Genomic DNA, 19,104 nt, shown 5'->3' on the forward strand with positions numbered 1-19,104 from the left:
ACTGATATCCGTGATGATCGACATTTATGAGAGTGAATTCCGGAAGGCCGACCTGAATCTGCTGGTGGTCTTCGCGGCCCTGATGCGCGAGGGCAGCGTCACCCGGGCCGCCGCCGCCCTGCATCTGAGCCAGGGCGCGGTCAGCGCCGCTCTCGGCCGGCTGCGCAGGCTCTTCGACGACGAGTTGTTCACCCGCACCCGTACCGGCATCGAGCCCACGCGCCGCGCGGTCGAGTTGGCCCGCCGCATCGAACCGGCTCTCGGACTGATCCAGAGCGCCGTCACCGGCCGCGACCGCTTCGACCCGGCCACCGCCCGGCACGTGTTCACCCTGGGGATGTCCGACGACCTGGAGGCCGCCCTACTGCCCCGGCTGCTGGGCGCCACGGCCGGCCTTCCGGGGATCCGGATCGCGGTCCGGCAGGCCAACCGCAACACCGTCGCCGACATGCTCGACCGCGGCGAGATCGACCTCGGCATCGCCGCCGCTCCCGCGCACGGCCCCGACCACCGCACCCGGGACCTGTTCGCCTCCGGCTACAGCTGCCTGTTCAATCCCCGCCTGCTGCCGCTGACGACCCCGCTCGGCCTGGACGACTTCCTCACCCTCCCCCACCTGCTGGTCTCCTACGACGGCCGCCGCGGCATCGTGGACGACCTCCTGGAGGCGCGGGGGCTGGCCCGGCGGGTGATCGCCGCCACCACCCACTTCGCCGGCGCCGCCCTCCAACTCGCCACCGTGCCCGCCCTGGCCACCCTCCCCACCCACGCGGCCGCCGTCTACGCCGACGCCCTGGGCCTGACGGTCACCGAGCCGCCCCTGCCCATGCCCCGGTACACCGTCAGCGCGATCTGGCACACCACCGTGGCCGGCGACCCCGCCCACGCCTGGCTGCACCGCCTGGTCTGCGACTGCGAGACACCCGTCCCGAGATAGCGAGGGCCGTCCCGGGATAGCGAGGGCGCCTCGCCCAGCGCCGACGCGCGCACCTCACCTCGCGCCGACGCCCGCGCCTCACCCTGCGCCGGTGCCCGCGCCTTATCCCGCGCCGTTGCTCCCGTTGCCGCCCGAGGCCGACACCAGCCCGGCGATGTAGTCGGAGACCGCGGCGACGGTCGGTTGCCGCCACAGCAGGGTCGTCGGCAGCGAGCATCGGAACCGTTTCTCCAGCCGCCGCCGCACCACCACCGTCAGCACCGAGTCCAGCCCCTGCTCGACCAGCGGCCGGTGCGGCGACAGGTCGGTGGGCGCCAGCCGCATCTCCTTGGCGATCTGCGCACCGACCTCCTCGATCAGGAACGCGCGCAGCTCCGCCGGCCCCAGCTCGGCGATCGACTCGGCGGGCCGCACGCCTTCGGCGCCGTTCTCCGCGCCATTTTCCGTGGCCGCCGGCACGTCGATCACCGGGTATCGCAGCCCCGACAGCCAGCCGACGACGGCGCCGGCGCCGGCGGTCACCCGTACCTGCACCGTGTCGCCGAGCTCGGGGTCGAGCCACACCTCGATGTCCACCGTGCTCGGCGGCTCTCCGACCGTGACCAGCCGATCGACGTGCGTCACCATGCGAAGCAGCGGGTCGCCGGGGAACGCGCTCGGCGCCACCGACATCGCCGCGTCCAGGACGGGCGCCCACGTGGCGGCCGGCCCGCACCGTACCCGGGCCCGCAGCGCGCCGTGGCCGCGCAGCAGCTCCTCGACCGTCCAGTCGAACCCGGTCTCCGGTACGCCGACCGCGGCGAGCCGCTGTCCGACCAGGCCCGGCTCCGCCGGCGTGAGCGGGTGCGCCGGTGGCACGGGCGCCTCCCCCGGCGTGGCGGGCGCCGTGGCGGTGGCGATCAGCTGCCAGGCGGCGTCCGGTTCGCCCGCGGGACGGGCGGCCAGCCGCAGCTCGGTTCCCTGCCGCACGACCTGGACCTCACGGCGGTCGGCGGTCAGCAGCGGCGCCGACATCGTCACCTCGCCGAGCATCCGGCCTCCGGACGCGGCGAAGAAGGTCGCCGCGAGCACCGCCGCCGGCACGATCTCCACGCCCTCGATGGCGTGGCTGCCGGGATAGGGCCGCGTCTGGTCGTCCACGCCGGTCCGCCAGAGCCGTACGTCGGTGCCCGCGAGATCGACGCCGTCGCCGAGCAGCGTGTGCGTGTCCGGATCGTGGCCGCGGCCGGCGGTGTCCGGGGCCGACGGCGTACGCCAGTGCCTGCGGTGCTGCCAGGGGTAGGCGGGGAGCACCACCGGGCCGCCGGCCGGCTGCAGCCGCTGCCAGTCCACGTCGAGGCCGGCGCAGTGCGCCGCGGCCACGCTGGCCGGCAGGGTGACGCTCGGGGGACGGTTCCGCCGCAGCGACGCGCCGACGAAGACCTCCTCGTGCCCGCCCGCGCCCAGCGTCTCCAGCACCGAGTGGGTGACCACGGGGTGCGGGGAGATCTCGACGAACGCGCGGTATCCGTCCTCCGCGGCCGCCGCGACGGCGTCGGCCAGGCGCACCGGCCGGCGCAGGTTGGCCGCCCAGTAAGCGCCGGTGAAGTCGTGGCTCGCCCGTGGATCGTCCAGCGCCGTCGAGTACACGCGCAGGCCGGGGACGCCGGCCGCCAGGTCGGCCGCGGCGGCGGTCAGGTCGGCCAGCAGCGGATCCATCTGCGGCCCGTGGAAGGCCACGTCCGAGGCGACCCGGCGGGCCGGGATCCCCTGTTCGAGCCAGCCGGCCAGCACCTCCGCGACGGCGTCCGGATCGCCGGAGACGACCGTGGAGCCGGGCGACGACGCGATCGCGGCGACCACGTCGGCACGCTCTCCCAGCAGCCGCGCCGCCTCGGCGAACGGCAGCTGCACCATGGCCATCGCACCGCTACCGGCGACCCGCCGCAGCAGCCGGGACCGCCGGCAGATCAGCCGGGCCCCGTCGAGGCGGCTCAGCGCCCCGGCCGTCACCGCGGCGGCGATCTCGCCGACCGAATGGCCGATGACCGCGTGCGGCCGCACCCCGTACGCGCGCCACAGCTCGACGAGGCCGAGCTGCATCGCGAAGATCATGGTCTGGATCCGGTCCACCTCGGTCAGCTCGTCCTCGGTGAGCGCCTTCCGCGGCGAGAAGCCGATCTCGGCGGCGAACACCGGCTCCAGCTCGTCGATCACCGCGGCGAACGCCGGCTCGGTCTCCAGCAGCTCCCTGCCCATGCCGGCCCACTGCGAGCCGTGCCCGGAGAACACGAACACCGGGCCCGGCCCCGGGTCGATGAGCACCCGCCCGGTGGTCACGGCGTCGTGCGGGGTGCCGGCCGACAGGGCGCGCAGCCGCTCTGCCAGCGCGGCCGGATCCTGCGCCGCCACCACCGCCCGGTGCGGCAGGTGGGCCCGGCGCAGCGCGAGCGTGTGCCCGACGTCGGCCACCGGCAGGCGGCCGACGACGCCGGCGAGGTTGCCGGCGGCCTGCCGCAGCGCCGGGCGCGACGCGGCCGACACCGGGTACAGCCGGCCCGCGCCCCCTTCAGGAGACGGCCGTGCCGGCGGCGCCTCTTCGAGGACGACGTGGGCGACGGTGCCGCCGTAGCCGAAGGCGGAGACCGCGGCCCGGCGCGGATGCCCGGTGCCGGGCCACGGCGTCGGCGCGTCGACCACGCGCAACCCGGCGCCCTGCCAGTCGACGGCCGGATTGGGCGTGTCGAGCCGGCTCGGCGGGATCTCGCCGCGTTCGAGCGCCAGGACGGCCTTGACCAGGCCGGCGATGCCGGCGGCGCCTTCGAGGTGACCGATGTTGGACTTGGCCGAGCCGATCAGGCAAGGCTGCTCCGCCGGCCTGCCCGCCCCGTACACGGCGCCCAGCGCGCCGGCTTCGAGCGGGTCGCCGACCGCGGTGCCGGTGCCGTGCGCCTCGACGTAGCCGACCGTGCCCGGCTCGACGCCCGCCTGCCGCAACGCGCGGCGCATGACGTGCTCCTGCGCCTGGCCGCACGGCGCCATGATGCCCGCGGTGCGGCCGTCCTGGTTGACCGCGCTGCCGCGGATGGTCGCGAGGATCCGGTCGCCGTCCCGTACGGCGTCGGCGAGCCGCTTGAGCACCACGACCACCGCGCCCTCGCCCCGCCCGTACCCGTCGGCGGCGGCGTCGAACGACTTGCTCCGCCCGTCCGGCGCCAGGGTGCCCGCGGCGTCCAGGGTGAGCGTCTCGCCCGGGGACAGGATGAGGTTGACCCCGCCGGCCAGCGCCACGTCGGTCTCGCCGGCCCGCAGGGCCTGCACGGCCAGGTGGGCGGCGACCAGCGACGCCGAGCACGCCGTGTCCACCGCCAGGCTCGGGCCGCGCAGGTCGAGCGCGTACGACACCCGGTTGGCCACCGCGCAGCCGGCGGCGCCGATCCCGGTCCACGCCTCGATGTCGGGCAGGTCCTCCAGCAGCCGGTGCCCGTAGTCGCCGGTGCAGACGCCGACGTACACGCCCGCGTCCGTGCCGGCCAGCGCGTCCGGCGACACCCCGGCGTGCTCCAGCGCCTCCCACGCGGTCTCCATCACGAGCCGCTGCTGCGGGTCCATCAGCTCCGCCTCGCGCGGCGAGAGCCCGAAGAACTCCGCGTCGAAGTCGGCCACCCCGTCCAGGAAGTTGCCGTACGCGAGGGTGCGGCGGACCGCCGCCGCGTACGACGGGCCGCGGTCGGCGTAGTCGCGCCAGCGGTCGGCGGGCGCCGGTCCACCGGCGCCCCGGCCCTCGCTCAGCAGGTTCCAGTACTCCTCCGCCGAGCCGACGCCGCCCGGCAGCCGGCACCCGATCCCGATCAGCGCGATCATCTCGACCGGTCGATCCATCACCCGTCACCTCCCCGTCCGCGCGCCCACACGGGCGACTCGAGAATCTCCACGACAGCGCCCGAGATCGTCACGCCCGGCCCGAAGCCGAACATCAGCAGGTGGTCGCCGGGTCCGAGGGCGCCGTCGCGGACCAGGCGCTCCAGCGCGAGGACCTGGTCGCTGGCCCCGCAGTGGCCGATCGTCCGGCCGAAGTCCCAGACCGAGCGGGACGCCGGGATGCCCAGCCTGTGCTCGCAGATCTGGTCGGCGATCTCCTGGGAGGTGTTCATGCACGCCACCCGGGTCACGTCGTCCGCCTTGATCCCGGCCTCCGACAGGGCCCGGTCGATCACCTCGGCCATCCGCTCGTCCAGCGTCACGAGCACCCCGGTCCCGTCGCCCTCGGCCACCGCGCGCCGCCGGAACACGTCGTTGTGCGCCGCGAAGTCCACCGTGCGGCCCTCGGTGACGCCGGGCGGGAACAGCGGCTCGGCGCAGCGGTGCATCTCCTCGGCCTCCGACACCGACATCGTGCAGACCGCCGCCAGCCGGGCGAACCCCGGCTCGGTGTCGAGCACGAGGGCGCTGCCCGCGTCACCGGCGACGGCCCCGGGCAGCATCCGCCAGCGGTCGACGAGCGGGGTGCCGTAGTTGTCGGCGGCCACCAGCAGCGCCGCCTGACGGCCGGGCGCCGCGCGCAGGTAGCTCGCGGCCAGCTCCAGGGCGGCGAACATGCCGTTGCAGCCCTGCTTGAGCTGGGTGGACAGGACGCCGTCGCCGACCAGATGGCGTTGCACGTACGACTGGGGCGGCCATCCTTCGGGGCCCTGATGCCAGGTCGAGACGTACAGCAGCAGGTCCAGCTCGGTGGGGGAACGCCCGCTTCGGGCCACCGCGCTCCGCGCCGCCCGTAACGCCATCTCCGGCGGCGGGACGTCGCCGGCCACCGCGACCGCGGCGAGCCGGTGCAGCTCGACCTCCTCGGCCGGATACCAGCCCGCCGCCACGGCCCGCTCGACGCTCACCGTGTCCGGGAGGTACGAGCCGACCCCGCTGATGTACATGTCCGCCGTCTCCATGCCGCCTCCCGGGCTGGTCGAACTCGATCGTCGATGCGCGCCTGCTCAGCCGGGCCCGTCGGGGGCGTACTCCCGGGGGACGTCGAGGATCCGCAGGACGGCGCAGGCCATGGTGGTGCCGGCGCCCAGCCCGACGAGCAGCATGTAGTCGCCGCGGGCCAGCGCCCCGACGGACAGCAGGTGGTCGAGGGCGACGAACTGGTCGCTGACCCCGAGGTGCCCGACGCTCGCGCCGTACTCCCAGGTGGTGTCGGCCAGGGTCAGCCCGAACCAGTTCACCCCCCGGTGCTCCAGGTCGTCCCAGCGCCCGTGCGGGAAGGCCACCCGCGCCACCTCGTCGAGGGTGATCCCCGCCTCCTCGAGCGTGCGGTCGACCAGCCCCATCAGCGTCGTCTGGATCGTCAGCATGACGCCGGCGCCGTCGCGGTCGAAAAGCCGCTTGCGGAACTCGCGGTTGCGGGCGGCGAAGTCGAGCGGCCGGCCCACGGTCGCGTCCGGCGGGAACATCGGCACGCCGCCGTCGTTGACCGACTCAGCCTCCGGGATCACGGTCACGTTGACCGAGCGCACCTCCGCGAAGCCCGTGTCCGTGGTGAGCAGCAGCGCGCACCCGGCGTCGCCCATCACGTTGCCCTCGATCATGCGCCACCGGTCGACCAGCGGGGTGCCGTGGTTGTCGGCGCCGACCAGCAGCGCGCTGCCGCCCGGTCGCAGGTAGCCGGCGGCGAGCTGCAGGGCGCTGAACATCCCGCAGCACCCGTGCCGCAGCTCGACGGACAGCACGCCGCCGCCGATGAGGTGCTGCTGCAGGTAGTACTGGGGCTGCCAGCCCTCCGGCCCCTGGTGCCAGACGTCGGCGTACAGCATGAGGTCGAGGTCGCGCGGCGTCATTCCGCCGGAGCGCTCGAACGCGTGCCGGGCCGCGCGGAGCGCGAGCTCCGGCGCCGGTACGTCGCCGGCCACCGCCGCACCGCCGAGGCGGAAGTACTCCATCTCGTCGGCCGGGTAGCGGCCCTCGGCGACGGCTGTCTCGACGCTGACCACCGGCGGCAGATGGACGCCGATACTGCGCAGGTAGATGTCGGGTGTGCGCATCCGTCCTCCTTCAGCGCGGGGCGCGGTGACACGAAAGGCCGGCGGACCTCCCGCCGGACCTCACTGGGGGCCGGCCGTCGCGGCGGGGCTGTCCGGCCCGTCGCGCAGCAGCAGCATCGGATCGCTCAGCTCGTACAGCCCGCACATGGGCGGGCAGGCCTCGTAGCCGAGCAGCCGCTGGATGTCCTCGGGGTAGCCGCGGACCGTGTCCAGCGGCAGGGACAGGTAGTGGTTCTCCTCCTGGCGGAGGTTGCCGAGGTCGTAGGCGTACGACAGGCCGGTGCGCGGCGCGTCGGAGGCGTTGACGCCGGCGCCGTGGTAGGTGCTGCCGAGCCACAGCAGCGCGGCGCCGGGCCGCATCTCGGCGGGGACCGCCTCGTCGTCGCGGGGCGCCCGCTCGTCGTCCCAGCGGTGGCTTCCCGGGATCACGCGGGTGGCGCCGTTGAGCGCGGTGAACTCGCTGGCGGCGACCATGACCTGCACCCGGCTCTCCGGACCCGGGTGGGAACGGAGGTGGGCCGTGTCGTCCCGGTGCAGCCCCTGGATCGGCACGCCGGGCCTGATCTGGATCGCCCGCGAGATGCCGAGCTGGATCGTCGGGACCAGCTCCACGCGCTGCTCGCCGAGCCAGGCTTTCACCGGGCGCTGCAGGAAGTGCCGCGCGCTGCCGAGGAAGTGCGGCTGCCGCATGATCGCGATCGAGTGCCGGCTCCGGCGGATCAGGCCCGGCAGGATGCGGGTCTTCTCGCCGACCAGCCGCCCGTCGCCGTCCGCCTGGAGTTCCAGATCCGCGCCCAGGTCGTCCCACAGGCCGCGGAGCGTGCCGGCTTCGGCGAAGTCCTCGATGATCACCGCTCCGTCCCGCTCGACCACGTCGATCGCCTCGTCGAGCGGCGTCGACGCGGGCAGGGTGGTCAGCTTGGGATCACTCATTCGCGAGCCTCCTGTCCGGGCGGCCGAACCATCGGGTGAGGGCGCCCCGCAGCGACGCCGGGCCGGCGGGCGGGCTCCAGGCGACGAAGCCGTCCGGCCGGATCAGCAGGGCGTCCGCCGGGGCCTCGTCGCATTCGGCCGTGACCACGTCGACCCGGTCGGCCCAGGGTTCGGCGAGCGCACGCAGCTCGGGGCCGGCGCCGAGGTCGAGCAGCAGCGCCCGCCCGGTGCGTTGCAGCTCCGCGAGCCGTACGGGGCCGTCGGCGCACCGCAGCCGCAGATCCGGGCTGTATCGCCCGGCCAGCGGGCCGGTCAGCGCCGGGTCGCCCATGTCGTAGCTGATGTGCAGGTCGTCGACCAGGGAGGTGAGCTGCCGGTTCGCCTCGTCGCGGAGCAGCAGCTCCGTGAGCAGCCGGCGCAGGGCGTCGACGTACGGGCCGGGGCGCATCAACGCGATCGAGGCACGCTGGATCTCCAGCGTCTGCGCGCCGATCGGGTGCCGCTCGGAGGTATAGGTGTCGAGCAGGTCCTCATGGCACCAGCCGCGCGCGACCGCGGCGAGCTTCCAGCCGAGGTTGAGGGCGTCTCCCAGCCCGAGCCGCAGTCCCGGGCCGCTCCAGTGCGAGTGCACGTGCGCCGCGTCGCCGGCGAGCAGCACCCGCCCGCTGCGGTACGTCTCGGCCTGCCGCGCGTTGTCGGTGAACCGGGTGATCTTCTTCACCTCGGTGACCGTCACCTTGGTGCCGCTGAGCCGGCGCAGCGCCTCCTGGAACTCCTCCAGCGTGATGGGGGCGTCCCGGTTCGCCGGCGGGCCGTCGAACTCCAGCGTGATGAACCGGGGCGGTCTCTCCTCGTACACCAGGAGCCCGCCGTCCTTGCGGAACCAGCCGGGAAGGTGGAACCCGGGGTCGTCGATCTCGGCGAAGGCCCGGTATCCGGACGTGACGCCGTCCGTCCCGGGAAAGGCGATGTCCGACAGCTTCCTGACCACGCTCCGGCCGCCGTCGCAGCCGGCCAGCCAGTCCGCCTCCATCCGGTACGGCCCGTCCGGGCCGTCGACGTCGAGGCGCACCCGGTCGTCGTCCTGCGTGAGACCGGTGACCGTGTGGCCGCGCCGTACCTCGATGCCCAGGTCCGCCGCTCGCCGGGCCAGGTCCTCCTCCAGGAGTTGCTGGGGCACCAGCAGGTCGGGAGACTCCGGGCGGAGCAGGAACATGGTGGCGAAATGCCGCGCGCCGGGGAACGCTTTGGGGAGCAGGCTGTCGGGCCGCCGCTCCCCCTCGGCGATGCGTGCCTCCTGCGCTGCCGTCAGCGGCATGGCGGGAGCCTCGGTGACCCCGACCATGAGACCGCGACGGTCCATGATGTCGATGGCCCGTCCGGTGATGCCCTCGGCTTTCGGACGCCATTCGATCGCGGGAAGCCGTTCGAGCACCACCACCGGAACGCCGTGGAGGGCCACCTCACAGGCGAGCATGAGCCCCACCGGCCCCGCGCCGACGACCACGACCTGTGCATGCGGAAACGCCATTAACACCTCTGCTGGAGGAGGGAACGAGACTGCTGAAAGAGCTGCAGGGTCGCCAATCACGGGCCGGCGATACGCACGGCGGTTCGCAACCTGAGCGTTGACAGATGGGTGTCCGGGCGGTCAGCGCCGATGCTAATCGGATGATCCATAAATGGCTAGTAGTGTCATTTTTCGGACTCACCATGCATAATCATCACCGCCGATGATCAACGGCGTGCCGGGCCGGCACGCAGGTGGGAGGTTGCCGGATGACCGACGGGCGGAAGGCCCAGCCATTGGAGACCGACCGGCCCAATCCCTTCGACCCGCCCGTCGAGCTGCGGAAGCGAGCCCCGCTCAGCCGGCTCGCCTATCCGGACGGGCACGTGGGCTGGGTGGCGACCGGGTACGCCGTCACCCGCGCCATCCTGGCGGACCCGCGCTTCAGCACCCGGCGCGAGCTGCTGCACCAGCCGGTCGGCCGCGAGCGCGCGCACGAACGGCCGACCCCCGCGGAGCCGGGGATCTTCCCTCACATGGACCCGCCGGAACACACCCGGTACCGCCGCCTGCTGAGCCGCCACTTCGGGTCCCGCCGCGTCGCCGAGCTGACGCCCGCGATCCGGCGGTACACCGCGCGGACGCTCGACGCGATGGCCGGCGACGGGCCGTCCGCCGACCTGGTCGCGTCGTTCGCCGTTCCGATTCCGGCACTGGTCATCTGCGAGCTGCTCGGCGTCCCCGCGCGGGACCGGCACCCGATCCAGGCGGCCACGGCGGTGATGAACGACCTGGACTCCACGCCGGGGCAGACCGCCGAGGCCGTGATGTCGATCACGGAGACGGTACGCGGCCTCCTCAAGCGCCTGCGCGCCGGATCCGGCCCGCCGGACGACGGGCTGCTGGCGCACGCCGTGGCGACCGGCGACCTGAGCGACGACGAGCTCACCAACCTCGGGATGGTGCTGCTGGCCACCGGCCATCTGCCCACGTCGAGCATGCTCTCGCTCGGGACGTTCGTGCTGCTGACCGACCCGGTCCAGCGAGCCCGCCTGACCGCGGACCCCGAACTCGCCGGACCGGCGGTCGAGGAGCTCCTGCGGTATCTGTCGATCCTCCAGTTCGACGTACGGCGCACCGCGCTGGCCGACGTCGAGCTCGGCGGCCAGGTCATCGCGGCCGGCGAGACCGTGGTGCTCGCGCTGCCGGTCGCGAACCGGGACCCGGAGCGGTTCCCCGACCCGGACACCCTGGACCTGTCCCGCTCCGCGAGCGGGCACCTGGCGTTCGGGCACGGCATCCACCAGTGTCTCGGCCAGCAGCTCGCACGGGCCGAGCTCCGCATCGCGCTGACCGCGCTCTTCGAGCGCTTTCCCGACCTGCGCCTGGCCGTTCCGGCGGCCGAGGTGCCGACCCGTGACCGCATGGCGGTGTACGGGGTGGACCGCCTGCCGGTCACCTGGGGCGCCGCTCCGGTGGACCGTCCGAGCGAAAGGTGATTTCGGATCATGCGGTACAGGACGTTGGGCGACTCGGGCCTGCGGGTGTCGGTGGTCGGCCTGGGCTGCAACAACATCGGCTCGCGCATCGACGCGACCCGCACCCGGGAGGTGGTGGACGCGGCGATCGAGGAGGGCGTGACGCTCTTCGACACCGCCGAGGCGTACGGCGCGGTGCACGGCGCCTCCGAGGAGATCCTCGGCGAGGTGCTGGCCGGCCGGCGGGACCAGGTGGTGCTGGCCACCAAGTTCGGCAGACCCGGCGACCGCCCCGACCACGAGCGAGGCGAGGCGGGCGGGACGCTGGGCGGCCGGTCGTACATCCGGCGAGCGGTCGAGGGGTCGCTGCGCCGCCTGCGTACCGACTACATCGACCTCTACCAGTACCACTTCCCCGACGGCGTCACCCCGATCGAGGAGACGCTGGACGCCCTGACCGAGCTCGTGCGCGAGGGCAAGGTGCGCTATCTCGGCAGCTCCAACTTCGCGGGCTGGCAGATCGCCGAGGCCGCGCACGTGGCCCGCGCGCGGGGGTGCGCGCCGTTCGTGTCGGCGCAGAACCACTGGTCGTTGCTGGATCGCGGCGCCGAACGCGAGGTGGTGCCGGCGGCCCTGCACTACGGGGTCGGCGTGCTGCCGTACTTCCCGCTGGCCCATGGGCTGCTGACGGGGAAGGTGCGGCGCGGGCAGGAGCCCCCGGCAGGGAGCCGGCTCGCGGAGCGACCCCACCTCGTCACGCCGGAGAAGCTGGACCGGGTGGAGGCGCTGACGTCCTGGGCCGACAAGCACGACCGGTCTCTCCTGGACGTGGCCATCGGCGCGCTGGCCGCGCTGCCCGGCTGCGGATCGGTGATCGCCGGTGCCACCGCCCCGGAGCAGGTCCGGGCCAACGCGGCCGCCGGCGGCTGGGAGCCGACCGAGGAGGAGCTGGCCGAGCTCACCGGGTTGGCGCCGCTCTCCTGAAGGTTCGCCAGAGAGGCGGCTTCCGCGGCGACGACCCGGCCGGCCGGCCGTGGACGATCACCGTGGAAGCCGCGCCCGCTCGGTCCTCAGCCGCCGACCGTGACCGGCTCGGCCTCGGAGCCGGCGACGGGGGTGGCGGCGCTGCGCAGCGGGACCTGGCGGATGAAGAAGGCCAGGACGATGCCGACGGCGGTCACGGCCGCGCCCCAGGTGAACAGGGTGGTGATGCCGTCGGTGACGGCCTGCTGGAACAGGTGCTGGGCCGCCTCGGGCAGGGCGCGCAGCGCCTGCGGGGTCATCGAGGTGGCGGAGGCGGCCACGCCTTGCGCGGCCGGCCCGGCCGCTGACAGGGAGTCGGCCAGCTGGCTGGTGTAGACGGCGCCGAGCAGGGAGACGCCGAGTGAGCTGCCCATGTTGCGCAGGAAGGTCGACACGCCGGTGCCCGCGCCCATGTCGCGCAGGTCGAGGCTGTTCTGGGCGATGAGGGTGCTGGTCTGCATCAGCGCGCCCATGCCGGCGCCCAGGACGACCATGTAGAGGGCCGACATCGTGGTGGTGGTGTCGAGGTCCACGGTGGCGAACAGCGCCAGGCCGGCGGTGACGAGGATGGAGCCGATGATGGGCAGCGACTTGTAGTGCCCGGTCCTGCTGATCAGCGCGCCGCCGACCAGGCTGACGACCATCGCGGCGATCATCATCGGCATGAGGAGCAGGCCGCTGTTGGTGGCCGAGGAGCCCTGGACGAACTGCTGGAACTGCGGCAGGAAGCCCGTGGCGCCGAACATGGCGAACCCCGAGATGAAGGCGACGGCGCCGGCGAGGGAGAAGTTGCGGCTCCTGAACACCCGTAGCGGCATGATCGGCTCGGCTGTCCGCCGCTGGACGATCACGAAGGCGACGAACCCGGCAACCGCCAGCGCCGCCAGGCCGAGGATCTGCGGCGAGCCCCAGTCGTACTGGGTGCCGCCCCAGCTGGTGATGAGCACCAGCGCGGTGATCCAGACCGTCAGCAGCGCGGTGCCCCACCAGTCGATCACGGCCTTGCCGGTGCCCTTGGGCAGCTTGGCCAGGGTGATCCAGCACAGGACCAGGGTGACGGCGCCGAGCGGCAGATTGACGTAGAAGGCCCAGCGCCAGCTGAGGTTGTCGGTGATGAAACCGCCGATGAGCGGGCCGCCGATCATCGCCACCGGCATGGCGGCCATCATCACGCCCTGGTACTTGCTGCGATCCCGCGGCGGGATCATCTCCCCGATGATCGACAACACGCCGACCATCAGGCCGCCCGCTCCCAGCCCCTGCAGGGCGCGGAAGCCGATCAGCTGCGCCATGTCCTGCGACATCCCGCACAGCACCGAGCCGAGCAGGAAGATCGCCACGGCGGCGACGAAGATGATGCGCCGGCCGTACAGGTCGCCGAGCTTGCCCCAGATCGGCGTGGCCACGGTGGAGGCCAGGACGTAGCCGGTGGTCACCCACGCCAGATGGTTCAGGCCGCCCAGCTCGCCGACGATGGTCGGCAGCGCCGGGGCGACGATCATGTTGTCCAGCATGGCCAGCAGCATGGCGATGACCAGGCCGCTCATCGTCACCAGGATCTGGCGGTGGCTGAACCCCAGCCCGGCCTGCTCCCCTGTCGCCGGCGGGCTGGCCGCGTCTCTCGCGCTGTCTCCTGCCATCATTGCGCTCCCATCGATTACCGTAGGACTTACCTGCCGGTCGGCAAGCTTACTTGCTAACCGACCGGTAAGCAATCGGAGAGACGGCTGCGCCCGGCTGTTCCGAGCGGGGCGCGCTCACTCCATCAGCAGCGCGAGCAGGTGCTTCATCCGGCGGAACTGCGGAAACTCCTCGCCGCCTGCTTCTGCCTTCTCCAGGACGTCCCTGGCCGCGGCGATGCAGGCCGGCTTCGCGGAATCGTAGCCGGGCTCCCGGCGGGCCCGCTCGTGCACCCTTTCCATCTCTTCATCGGGCCCCACGAGCGCGTATTCGCCGGCCAGGTCCAGTAGTTCGGCGGCGGCGGCCTCGCTTCCGGAGACGATCCGCCGTTCTCTCCTGAGCAGGTCCGCGCGCATGACGTCCGTCAGATATTCGGGCCCTTCCGACAGCGCGATCGCGCACATCACCTCAAGGGAGCTGGGCAGCCCCAGGTGATAGAGCCGGTAGGCCCAGTCGAACTCGGAGTCCTCTTCGTCGGGCCGCCCGCCGTCGAACTGGGCCGCGCGCCTGAGGCCGAGGGCCCAGGTGCTCTCCGGCTCGATGCGGAGCACCTGGTCGAGATCCGTCAGCACCGCCTGGTAGCGGCCGGCCGCGCGGTGGAGCAGCGCCCGGGACGCCAGGGCGACGACGTCGTCCGCATTCTCCGAGATCTGCTGGTCCAGGGCTTCGAGCTCCTTCGCGCGCAGTTCCTCGTCCCCGGCGATCTTCCAGAGGTTCGCCCAGCCGTCCAGCGCCTCGACGAACTCCTCGGGGTCCTCGGCCGCGAGCGACCACGTGCCCATGACCAGGTAGTGCGCGAACAGCGAGAACATCTCGGCGGGGCTGAGCAGCAGCAGACCCAGCTGGTCGCGCAGCTCCGCGACCTCGGCGCGGTCCGGGTCCAGCTCGACCGCCCGGTCGAAGTCCGCCAGCGCCTCCTCGTAGCGGTGCAGGTCCGAGTAGGCGAGGCCGCGGGAGACCAGGGCGCCCACATCGTCCGGATCCGACCCGAGGACGCGGTCGAAATCAGCCAACGCCCTGTCGTGCAGCTCCATCGACAGATAGCTCTGGCCGCGCGCCCAGAACACCCCGGCGGTGTCGTAGCCGAGTTCGATGGCCCTGGTCAGGTCCGCGCACGCCTCCTCGTCGCGGTCCAGCATCGAGTAGGTGAACCCGCGGCACTTCAGGGCGAAGGCGTTGTCCGGGTCGAGCCCGATCGCCAGGTCCAGATCGGCCAGCGCGTTCTCGTAGCGATCGAGACAGAAGTGGACGTCGCCCCGCTCGGCGTACGCCCGGCTGCTGGTGGGGTCGAGCTCGATCGCCCGCTCGCAGTCGGTCAGCGCCTCCGCGTGGCGGCCCATGGCTTTCAGCACGTCGCCGCGCAGCAGGATGAGATCGACGTCGTCGCGTTCGCGGGCGATCGCCTTGTCCAGCTCGGACAGCGCCTCCTCGTTGCGGTCCAGGTAATACAGGGCCTTGCCGCGCAGCGAACGCGCCTTCCCCGGCTCGGGGTCGAGCTCGATCGATCGGTTCAGGTCCGCGAGCGCTTCCTCGTACCTTCCCAGGGTCAGGTGGACCTCACCGCGGACCGTGAAGGCGTACGCGATCGACGGGTCGAGGCCGATGGCCATGGTGAGATCCGCCAGGGCCTCCTCGCAGCGTCCCATCACGTCCAGGAGGACGCCGCGCCCGATGTAACTCCAGTAGCGGTCCGGCTCCAGCTCGATCGCCCGGGTGTAGTCCGCCACCGCCTCCTCGTCGCGGGTCTCCCACGAGACACTCGCGCGATCTTCGTACGCGTCGGCGCTCTCCGGGTCGAGCTCGACGGCGCGGGTCAGATCCGCCAGCGCCTCCTCGGTACGGCCCAGCTCGTCGTAGAGGTTGCCCCGCCCTCGATATCCGTCACCGTCATACGGGGCGAGCGCGATGTAGTGGTCGAAATCGGCCATGGCCTCGTCATGGCGACCCAGGTCACCGTAGACCTCTCCCCGGTACCGGTAGGACTCCTCGAAGTCGGGGCGCACTTCGATGGCGAGGGTCAGAGCCGCGAGCGCCTCCTCGTGACGCTCGATGGCGCGGAATGCCAGGGAGCGTTCGACATGTGCCATGGCATGTTCCGGGTCGAGTTCGATCACGCGGGTCAGATCCGCGATCGTCTCCGTGAATCTGCCGATCCCGCCGAAGGCCCGCGAGCGTTCAACGAGCGCCCAGCAGAATTCCGGATCGAGCCGGATCGCCCGGGTGAGGTCGCCCAGCGCCTCCTCCATGCGCCCCAGATATCTGTTGACGCGACCGCGCTCCGCCAGGGCGGACACATACTCGGGATCCAGTTCGAGAGCGCGGTCGAAGTCGGACAGCGCCGGCTCGTACCGATCCGCCGACACGTGCAGCCTGCCTCTGTCGCAGTACAGCACCTCGTCCTCGTCATCCAGCTCGATGGCGCGGGTCAGATCCTGCAGCGCCTCCTCCTCGCGGTCCAGCATCGAGTGGGTCAGCCCGCGATAGCGCAGGGTGAAGGTGCTTTCGCCGCCGAGTTCGAGCGCCTTGTCCAGATCCGCGAGCGCGTCCGCGTAGTCGTCCGTCCAATAGCGAACGGCCCCTCGCTCGGCATAGGCTTGCCAGAAACCGGGATCGAGTTCGGCCGCGCGGTCGAAGTCGGAGTGCGCCTCCGGGTAATTCTTCAGGTGCCGGTGGATCTGCCCGCGCTTCCAATATCCGTCGACGTCGTCCGGGCAGCTCGCGACGAACCGGTCCAGGTCGTTCAGCGCCTCGCCGTAGCGGTTCAGTGTTTCGTAGATGCAGCCACGGTGCCAGGACACATATGCGTTGTCGGGGTCGAATTCGCGCGCGCGGCCCAGGATCTCCAGCGCCTCCTCGAAACGCCCGGCCTCGGAGGCGATCAGGGCCCGTTCGATCCCCGCCCAGCCCAGCTCGGGGTTGAGCTCGATGGCGCGGTCCAGGTCGGCCAGCGCCTCCTCCACCCGGCCTAATGCCCTGTACGCCTGACCGCGCGAGCCCAGGGCGTACGCGTAACCGGGAACGAGCTCGATGGCGCGCGTGAAATGCTCGATCGCCTCGACGTACCGCCCTTCGAGGCGGTGGGCCTCCCCCTGCTCCGCCAGCGCCTCCGGCCCCATGTCTGCCGAAATCATCACACCACCCCCGTCGTATCAACGACCGCCCCCGCGGAATCGTCCCCCGCACGATCCGTTCGTCAAGGGGTCGTCTTCGCCAAGCTCGCGATCTCCTGACCCGACCCGCCGTCCACGGCCACCCGCCCCGCCGCCACCAGCCCGTCCAGCACCCGCGAGAACTCGAACAGCTGCAGCCCCGACATCGCCTGGAGCCTGCGCAGCTCGGACCCCCCGTTGGCGCGCAGCGCGTCCAGCAGCACCTGCTCGGCGGGCGGCGCCTGCTCGAAGGCGGGCCGCAGCGACTCCACCAGCTCCCGCAGGACCTTCTCACCGATCAGCGCCTGCAACGACAGACCCAGCACGTACGACTTGACCTGCTCGGGAAGGGTGGCCTCACGCCCCGAGCGCAGGGACGCGATGCGGTCCTCGACCACCTTGACCTCGGCGGGAGTGAAGTTCTGCAGCGCCGCCACCGCGTAATGGAACAGCGCGTCCGCGCCCCGCTCGAACGGGAACCCGCCCATGATCTCGCCGACCCCCTTGGACCTGATCCTGGCCCGCCCCCGGTCCACCGCCCGGTCGGCGGCCGACAGGATCACCGTGAGCACCGCGCTCGGCCCGACCCCGATCACCTGGTTGCCCGCCGTGACGTTGAACAACGAGCTGCGGAACAGCGCCCCCGACCCGAACCCCGCCGCCAGCACCTGCGTGAGCGTGACGCTCGTCCCCGTGGCGCCGAAGGTCCACCCGAACTGCGTGACCATCCACAACGCCGCCGCCGCGCCGCCCGCGTTGACGGTGACGTAGAAGGCCGCCGGCACCGACAGCAGCGCGCCCGCGGGGTTGTCGCGATAGCGCGACACCAGCTCGGCGAGCGCGACGAGCGCGCCGATGAGCACGACCGCGAGGTAGGAGACCCACATGTCTCACGCCTCGCGGTACAGGTGGACGACCTCGTCCCCCGGAGGCCCCTTGACCGTCACCAGCCCGTCTTCGGTCAGCTCGGCCAGCACCGCCGTGAACTGCAGGAACGACAGCCCCGTCCGCTCCTGCAACTCCGCGATGCGCAGCTGGCCGCCGCCGTCGACCAGCGCCCGGACGGTCTCGTGGGTGCGGGGCGAGCCCAGGGCCCGGCGGAAGGCGGAGCCCCCGCCGTCCTCACCCGTGGCCCTGGACAGGTCGTGCACCGAGCTGTCGTCCCGACGTGGAGGCGGAGGGACGTTCGACGTTCCGGGAAGGCGCTCAGACATGGGAATCCTTCTCTCAGCCTGCGTTCACCTTGCGGCCCGCGGTCAGGTGGTGTCAATGTCGGCCGGCACGCCGGCTCACGTTCCCCGGTGATGGGTCTCGGCGGCCAGGACCCGCGCGGCCTCACGTTCGGCGGCGAGGTTCTTCTTGCCCTGCCGCGATCCGGCCAGCTTGGCCTTGATGTGGTCCCGGACGGTGACCGGTTCGTAGGCCAGCCCGGAGGCGTCATGGTGACTGGCCAGCGTCTCGATGACGGCCTCGGGGTTGCCGTCGTGGAAGAAGGCGGCCGAGCGGCGGCGCTTGATCGTGCCGTCCATGATGGGCGGCTTGACGCGGTGCAGGGTCGACATCCAGCGGTCGTTGGTGAGCCGGGCCGTGAGGTCGCCGAGGTTGACCAGCAGGGCGCCGTCGGCCGGCGCGACGTCGTGCCAGCGTTCGTCCCGGCCGAGGACCTGGAGGCCCGCGACCTGGTCGGCCCACAGGACGGTGACGATCCCGTAGTCGGTGTGCTCCCCCATCCCGACGAGGTCGCCGTCGAGGGTGACCGTCCCTTCCGGCAGGGCGTAGTTGTTCATGCGCAGCACGTCGATGGAGTGGTCGGTGAGCCGGGCGAAGAACTCGGGATCCAGGCGGAGGGCGTCGGCGAAGACCCTGGTGAGAGTGCGTGCGACCCGGCCGGCGTGCTCGAAGTAGACCTGGACGGCCTCGGTGAAACCGGCGAGGTCGGGCCACACGTTGATCCCGTAATCGTCCTCGGACAGCTCCAGCGAGGTGAAGGAGCGCGCCTCCACGCCGACGTTGAAGGCCTCGAAGAAGTCGTTCATGCGGTTGGCCGACTCGACGCCGAGGCTCAGGCTCAGCGACTCGCTCTTGGGCGGGCTGTAGCCGCGGTTGGCGCCCGTGACGCAGTAGGTCTTCTTCGTCGCGACGGGGAGAGCGAAGAACGCGTCCATCGCCGAGGCCAGGCCGGAGATCGCCGCGTCGGGGATCGCGTGGCCCAGGATCTGGATGAAGCCGACATTGGAGCAGGCGTCGTCGATCTCCCGCGCGACCCTGCGGCGTTCGGCCTCCGGGTCTCCCCGTACGTAGGGGGAGATGTCGACCGCCGGGACGGTGAAGCGCTCTCTTGCGGACATGGGATTCCTTTCGGCCGGCCCCGGAAGTG

At 72.3% G+C, this 19,104-nt stretch carries 13 protein-coding genes; 3 read left to right on the plus strand and 10 right to left on the minus strand.

Annotated elements, in window-relative coordinates:
• The first annotated feature begins 13 nt into the window (after window positions 1–13).
• Window positions 14–937, plus strand: a complete 924-nt coding sequence (locus ABZS69_RS22845; RefSeq protein WP_355376395.1) for a LysR family transcriptional regulator — start codon at window positions 14–16, stop codon at window positions 935–937.
• A 102-nt stretch (window positions 938–1,039) separates the two neighbouring features.
• Here the strand turns inward: ABZS69_RS22845 and ABZS69_RS22850 are convergent, their stop codons facing one another.
• The 5 genes from ABZS69_RS22850 to ABZS69_RS22870 are packed head-to-tail and all read right to left on the minus strand — an operon-like array spanning window position 1,040 to window position 9,418.
• The gene (locus tag ABZS69_RS22850; protein ID WP_355375739.1) at window positions 1,040–4,798 is read right to left on the minus strand and encodes an acyltransferase domain-containing protein; all 3,759 of its coding nucleotides are present in this window, start codon (window positions 4,796–4,798) and stop codon (window positions 1,040–1,042) included.
• Entirely contained in the window at window positions 4,798–5,859 is a 1,062-nt protein-coding gene (locus ABZS69_RS22855) for a ketoacyl-ACP synthase III family protein (protein ID WP_355375741.1), read from the minus strand. The genes ABZS69_RS22850 and ABZS69_RS22855 overlap by 1 nt, the downstream gene beginning before the upstream one ends.
• A 45-nt stretch (window positions 5,860–5,904) precedes the next feature.
• Window positions 5,905–6,954 (minus strand): ketoacyl-ACP synthase III family protein, encoded by a 1,050-nt coding sequence (locus tag ABZS69_RS22860; RefSeq protein WP_355375743.1) that lies wholly within the window; start codon window positions 6,952–6,954, stop codon window positions 5,905–5,907.
• Window positions 6,955–7,014: 60 nt separating this feature from the next.
• Window positions 7,015–7,887, minus strand: a complete 873-nt coding sequence (locus tag ABZS69_RS22865) for a phytanoyl-CoA dioxygenase family protein (protein WP_355375746.1) — start codon at window positions 7,885–7,887, stop codon at window positions 7,015–7,017.
• Window positions 7,880–9,418 carry an FAD-dependent monooxygenase gene (locus ABZS69_RS22870; RefSeq protein WP_355375748.1) on the minus strand — a complete coding sequence of 513 codons (1,539 nt, stop codon included), beginning with the start codon at window positions 9,416–9,418 and terminating at the stop codon, window positions 7,880–7,882. Before ABZS69_RS22870 ends, ABZS69_RS22865 begins: the two co-directional genes overlap by 8 nt.
• A 248-nt stretch (window positions 9,419–9,666) precedes the next feature.
• Between ABZS69_RS22870 and ABZS69_RS22875 the strand changes: the two genes are divergently transcribed.
• Both ABZS69_RS22875 and ABZS69_RS22880 read left to right on the plus strand, forming a co-directional pair.
• On the plus strand, window positions 9,667–10,896 hold the full coding sequence (locus tag ABZS69_RS22875) for a cytochrome P450 (RefSeq protein WP_355375750.1): 1,230 nt from the start codon (window positions 9,667–9,669) through the stop codon (window positions 10,894–10,896).
• A 9-nt stretch (window positions 10,897–10,905) separates the two neighbouring features.
• The gene (locus tag ABZS69_RS22880) at window positions 10,906–11,859 is read left to right on the plus strand and encodes an aldo/keto reductase (protein ID WP_355375753.1); all 954 of its coding nucleotides are present in this window, start codon (window positions 10,906–10,908) and stop codon (window positions 11,857–11,859) included.
• 86 nt (window positions 11,860–11,945) lie between these two features.
• Here the strand turns inward: ABZS69_RS22880 and ABZS69_RS22885 are convergent, their stop codons facing one another.
• The 5 genes from ABZS69_RS22885 to ABZS69_RS22905 all read right to left on the minus strand — a co-directional run bounded on the left by ABZS69_RS22885 (window position 11,946) and on the right by ABZS69_RS22905 (window position 19,075).
• Window positions 11,946–13,541 carry an MDR family MFS transporter gene (locus tag ABZS69_RS22885; protein ID WP_355375755.1) on the minus strand — a complete coding sequence of 532 codons (1,596 nt, stop codon included), beginning with the start codon at window positions 13,539–13,541 and terminating at the stop codon, window positions 11,946–11,948.
• 114 nt (window positions 13,542–13,655) lie between these two features.
• Window positions 13,656–16,709: a tetratricopeptide repeat protein gene (locus ABZS69_RS22890; RefSeq protein WP_355375758.1), complete on the minus strand. Its 3,054-nt coding sequence runs from the start codon at window positions 16,707–16,709 to the stop codon at window positions 13,656–13,658.
• 62 nt (window positions 16,710–16,771) lie between these two features.
• Entirely contained in the window at window positions 16,772–17,614 is an 843-nt protein-coding gene (locus ABZS69_RS22895; RefSeq protein ID WP_355375761.1) for a hypothetical protein, read from the minus strand.
• A gap of 3 nt (window positions 17,615–17,617) precedes the next feature.
• Window positions 17,618–17,941, minus strand: a complete 324-nt coding sequence (locus ABZS69_RS22900; RefSeq protein WP_355375764.1) for a hypothetical protein — start codon at window positions 17,939–17,941, stop codon at window positions 17,618–17,620.
• A 75-nt stretch (window positions 17,942–18,016) separates the two neighbouring features.
• On the minus strand, window positions 18,017–19,075 hold the full coding sequence (locus tag ABZS69_RS22905) for a 2-oxoglutarate and iron-dependent oxygenase domain-containing protein (protein ID WP_355375767.1): 1,059 nt from the start codon (window positions 19,073–19,075) through the stop codon (window positions 18,017–18,019).
• Window positions 19,076–19,104 lie beyond the last annotated feature (29 nt).

It is taken from the genome of Nonomuraea sp. NPDC005650 (assembly GCF_040605375.1).
GTDB lineage: Bacteria > Actinomycetota > Actinomycetes > Streptosporangiales > Streptosporangiaceae > Nonomuraea.

Excerpts from the sequence above, each read along its gene's own strand:
- ABZS69_RS22845 (WP_355376395.1), top strand. The coding sequence starts at position 14 with ATGATCGACATTTATGAGAGTGAATTCCGGAAGGCCGACCTGAATCTG.
- ABZS69_RS22850 (WP_355375739.1), bottom strand. The coding sequence starts at position 4,798 with ATGGATCGACCGGTCGAGATGATCGCGCTGATCGGGATCGGGTGCCGG.
- ABZS69_RS22855 (WP_355375741.1), bottom strand. The coding sequence starts at position 5,859 with ATGGAGACGGCGGACATGTACATCAGCGGGGTCGGCTCGTACCTCCCG.
- ABZS69_RS22860 (WP_355375743.1), bottom strand. The coding sequence starts at position 6,954 with ATGCGCACACCCGACATCTACCTGCGCAGTATCGGCGTCCATCTGCCG.
- ABZS69_RS22865 (WP_355375746.1), bottom strand. The coding sequence starts at position 7,887 with ATGAGTGATCCCAAGCTGACCACCCTGCCCGCGTCGACGCCGCTCGAC.
- ABZS69_RS22870 (WP_355375748.1), bottom strand. The coding sequence starts at position 9,418 with ATGGCGTTTCCGCATGCACAGGTCGTGGTCGTCGGCGCGGGGCCGGTG.
- ABZS69_RS22875 (WP_355375750.1), top strand. The coding sequence starts at position 9,667 with ATGACCGACGGGCGGAAGGCCCAGCCATTGGAGACCGACCGGCCCAAT.
- ABZS69_RS22880 (WP_355375753.1), top strand. The coding sequence starts at position 10,906 with ATGCGGTACAGGACGTTGGGCGACTCGGGCCTGCGGGTGTCGGTGGTC.
- ABZS69_RS22885 (WP_355375755.1), bottom strand. The coding sequence starts at position 13,541 with ATGATGGCAGGAGACAGCGCGAGAGACGCGGCCAGCCCGCCGGCGACA.
- ABZS69_RS22890 (WP_355375758.1), bottom strand. The coding sequence starts at position 16,709 with ATGATTTCGGCAGACATGGGGCCGGAGGCGCTGGCGGAGCAGGGGGAG.
- ABZS69_RS22895 (WP_355375761.1), bottom strand. The coding sequence starts at position 17,614 with ATGTGGGTCTCCTACCTCGCGGTCGTGCTCATCGGCGCGCTCGTCGCG.
- ABZS69_RS22900 (WP_355375764.1), bottom strand. The coding sequence starts at position 17,941 with ATGTCTGAGCGCCTTCCCGGAACGTCGAACGTCCCTCCGCCTCCACGT.
- ABZS69_RS22905 (WP_355375767.1), bottom strand. The coding sequence starts at position 19,075 with ATGTCCGCAAGAGAGCGCTTCACCGTCCCGGCGGTCGACATCTCCCCC.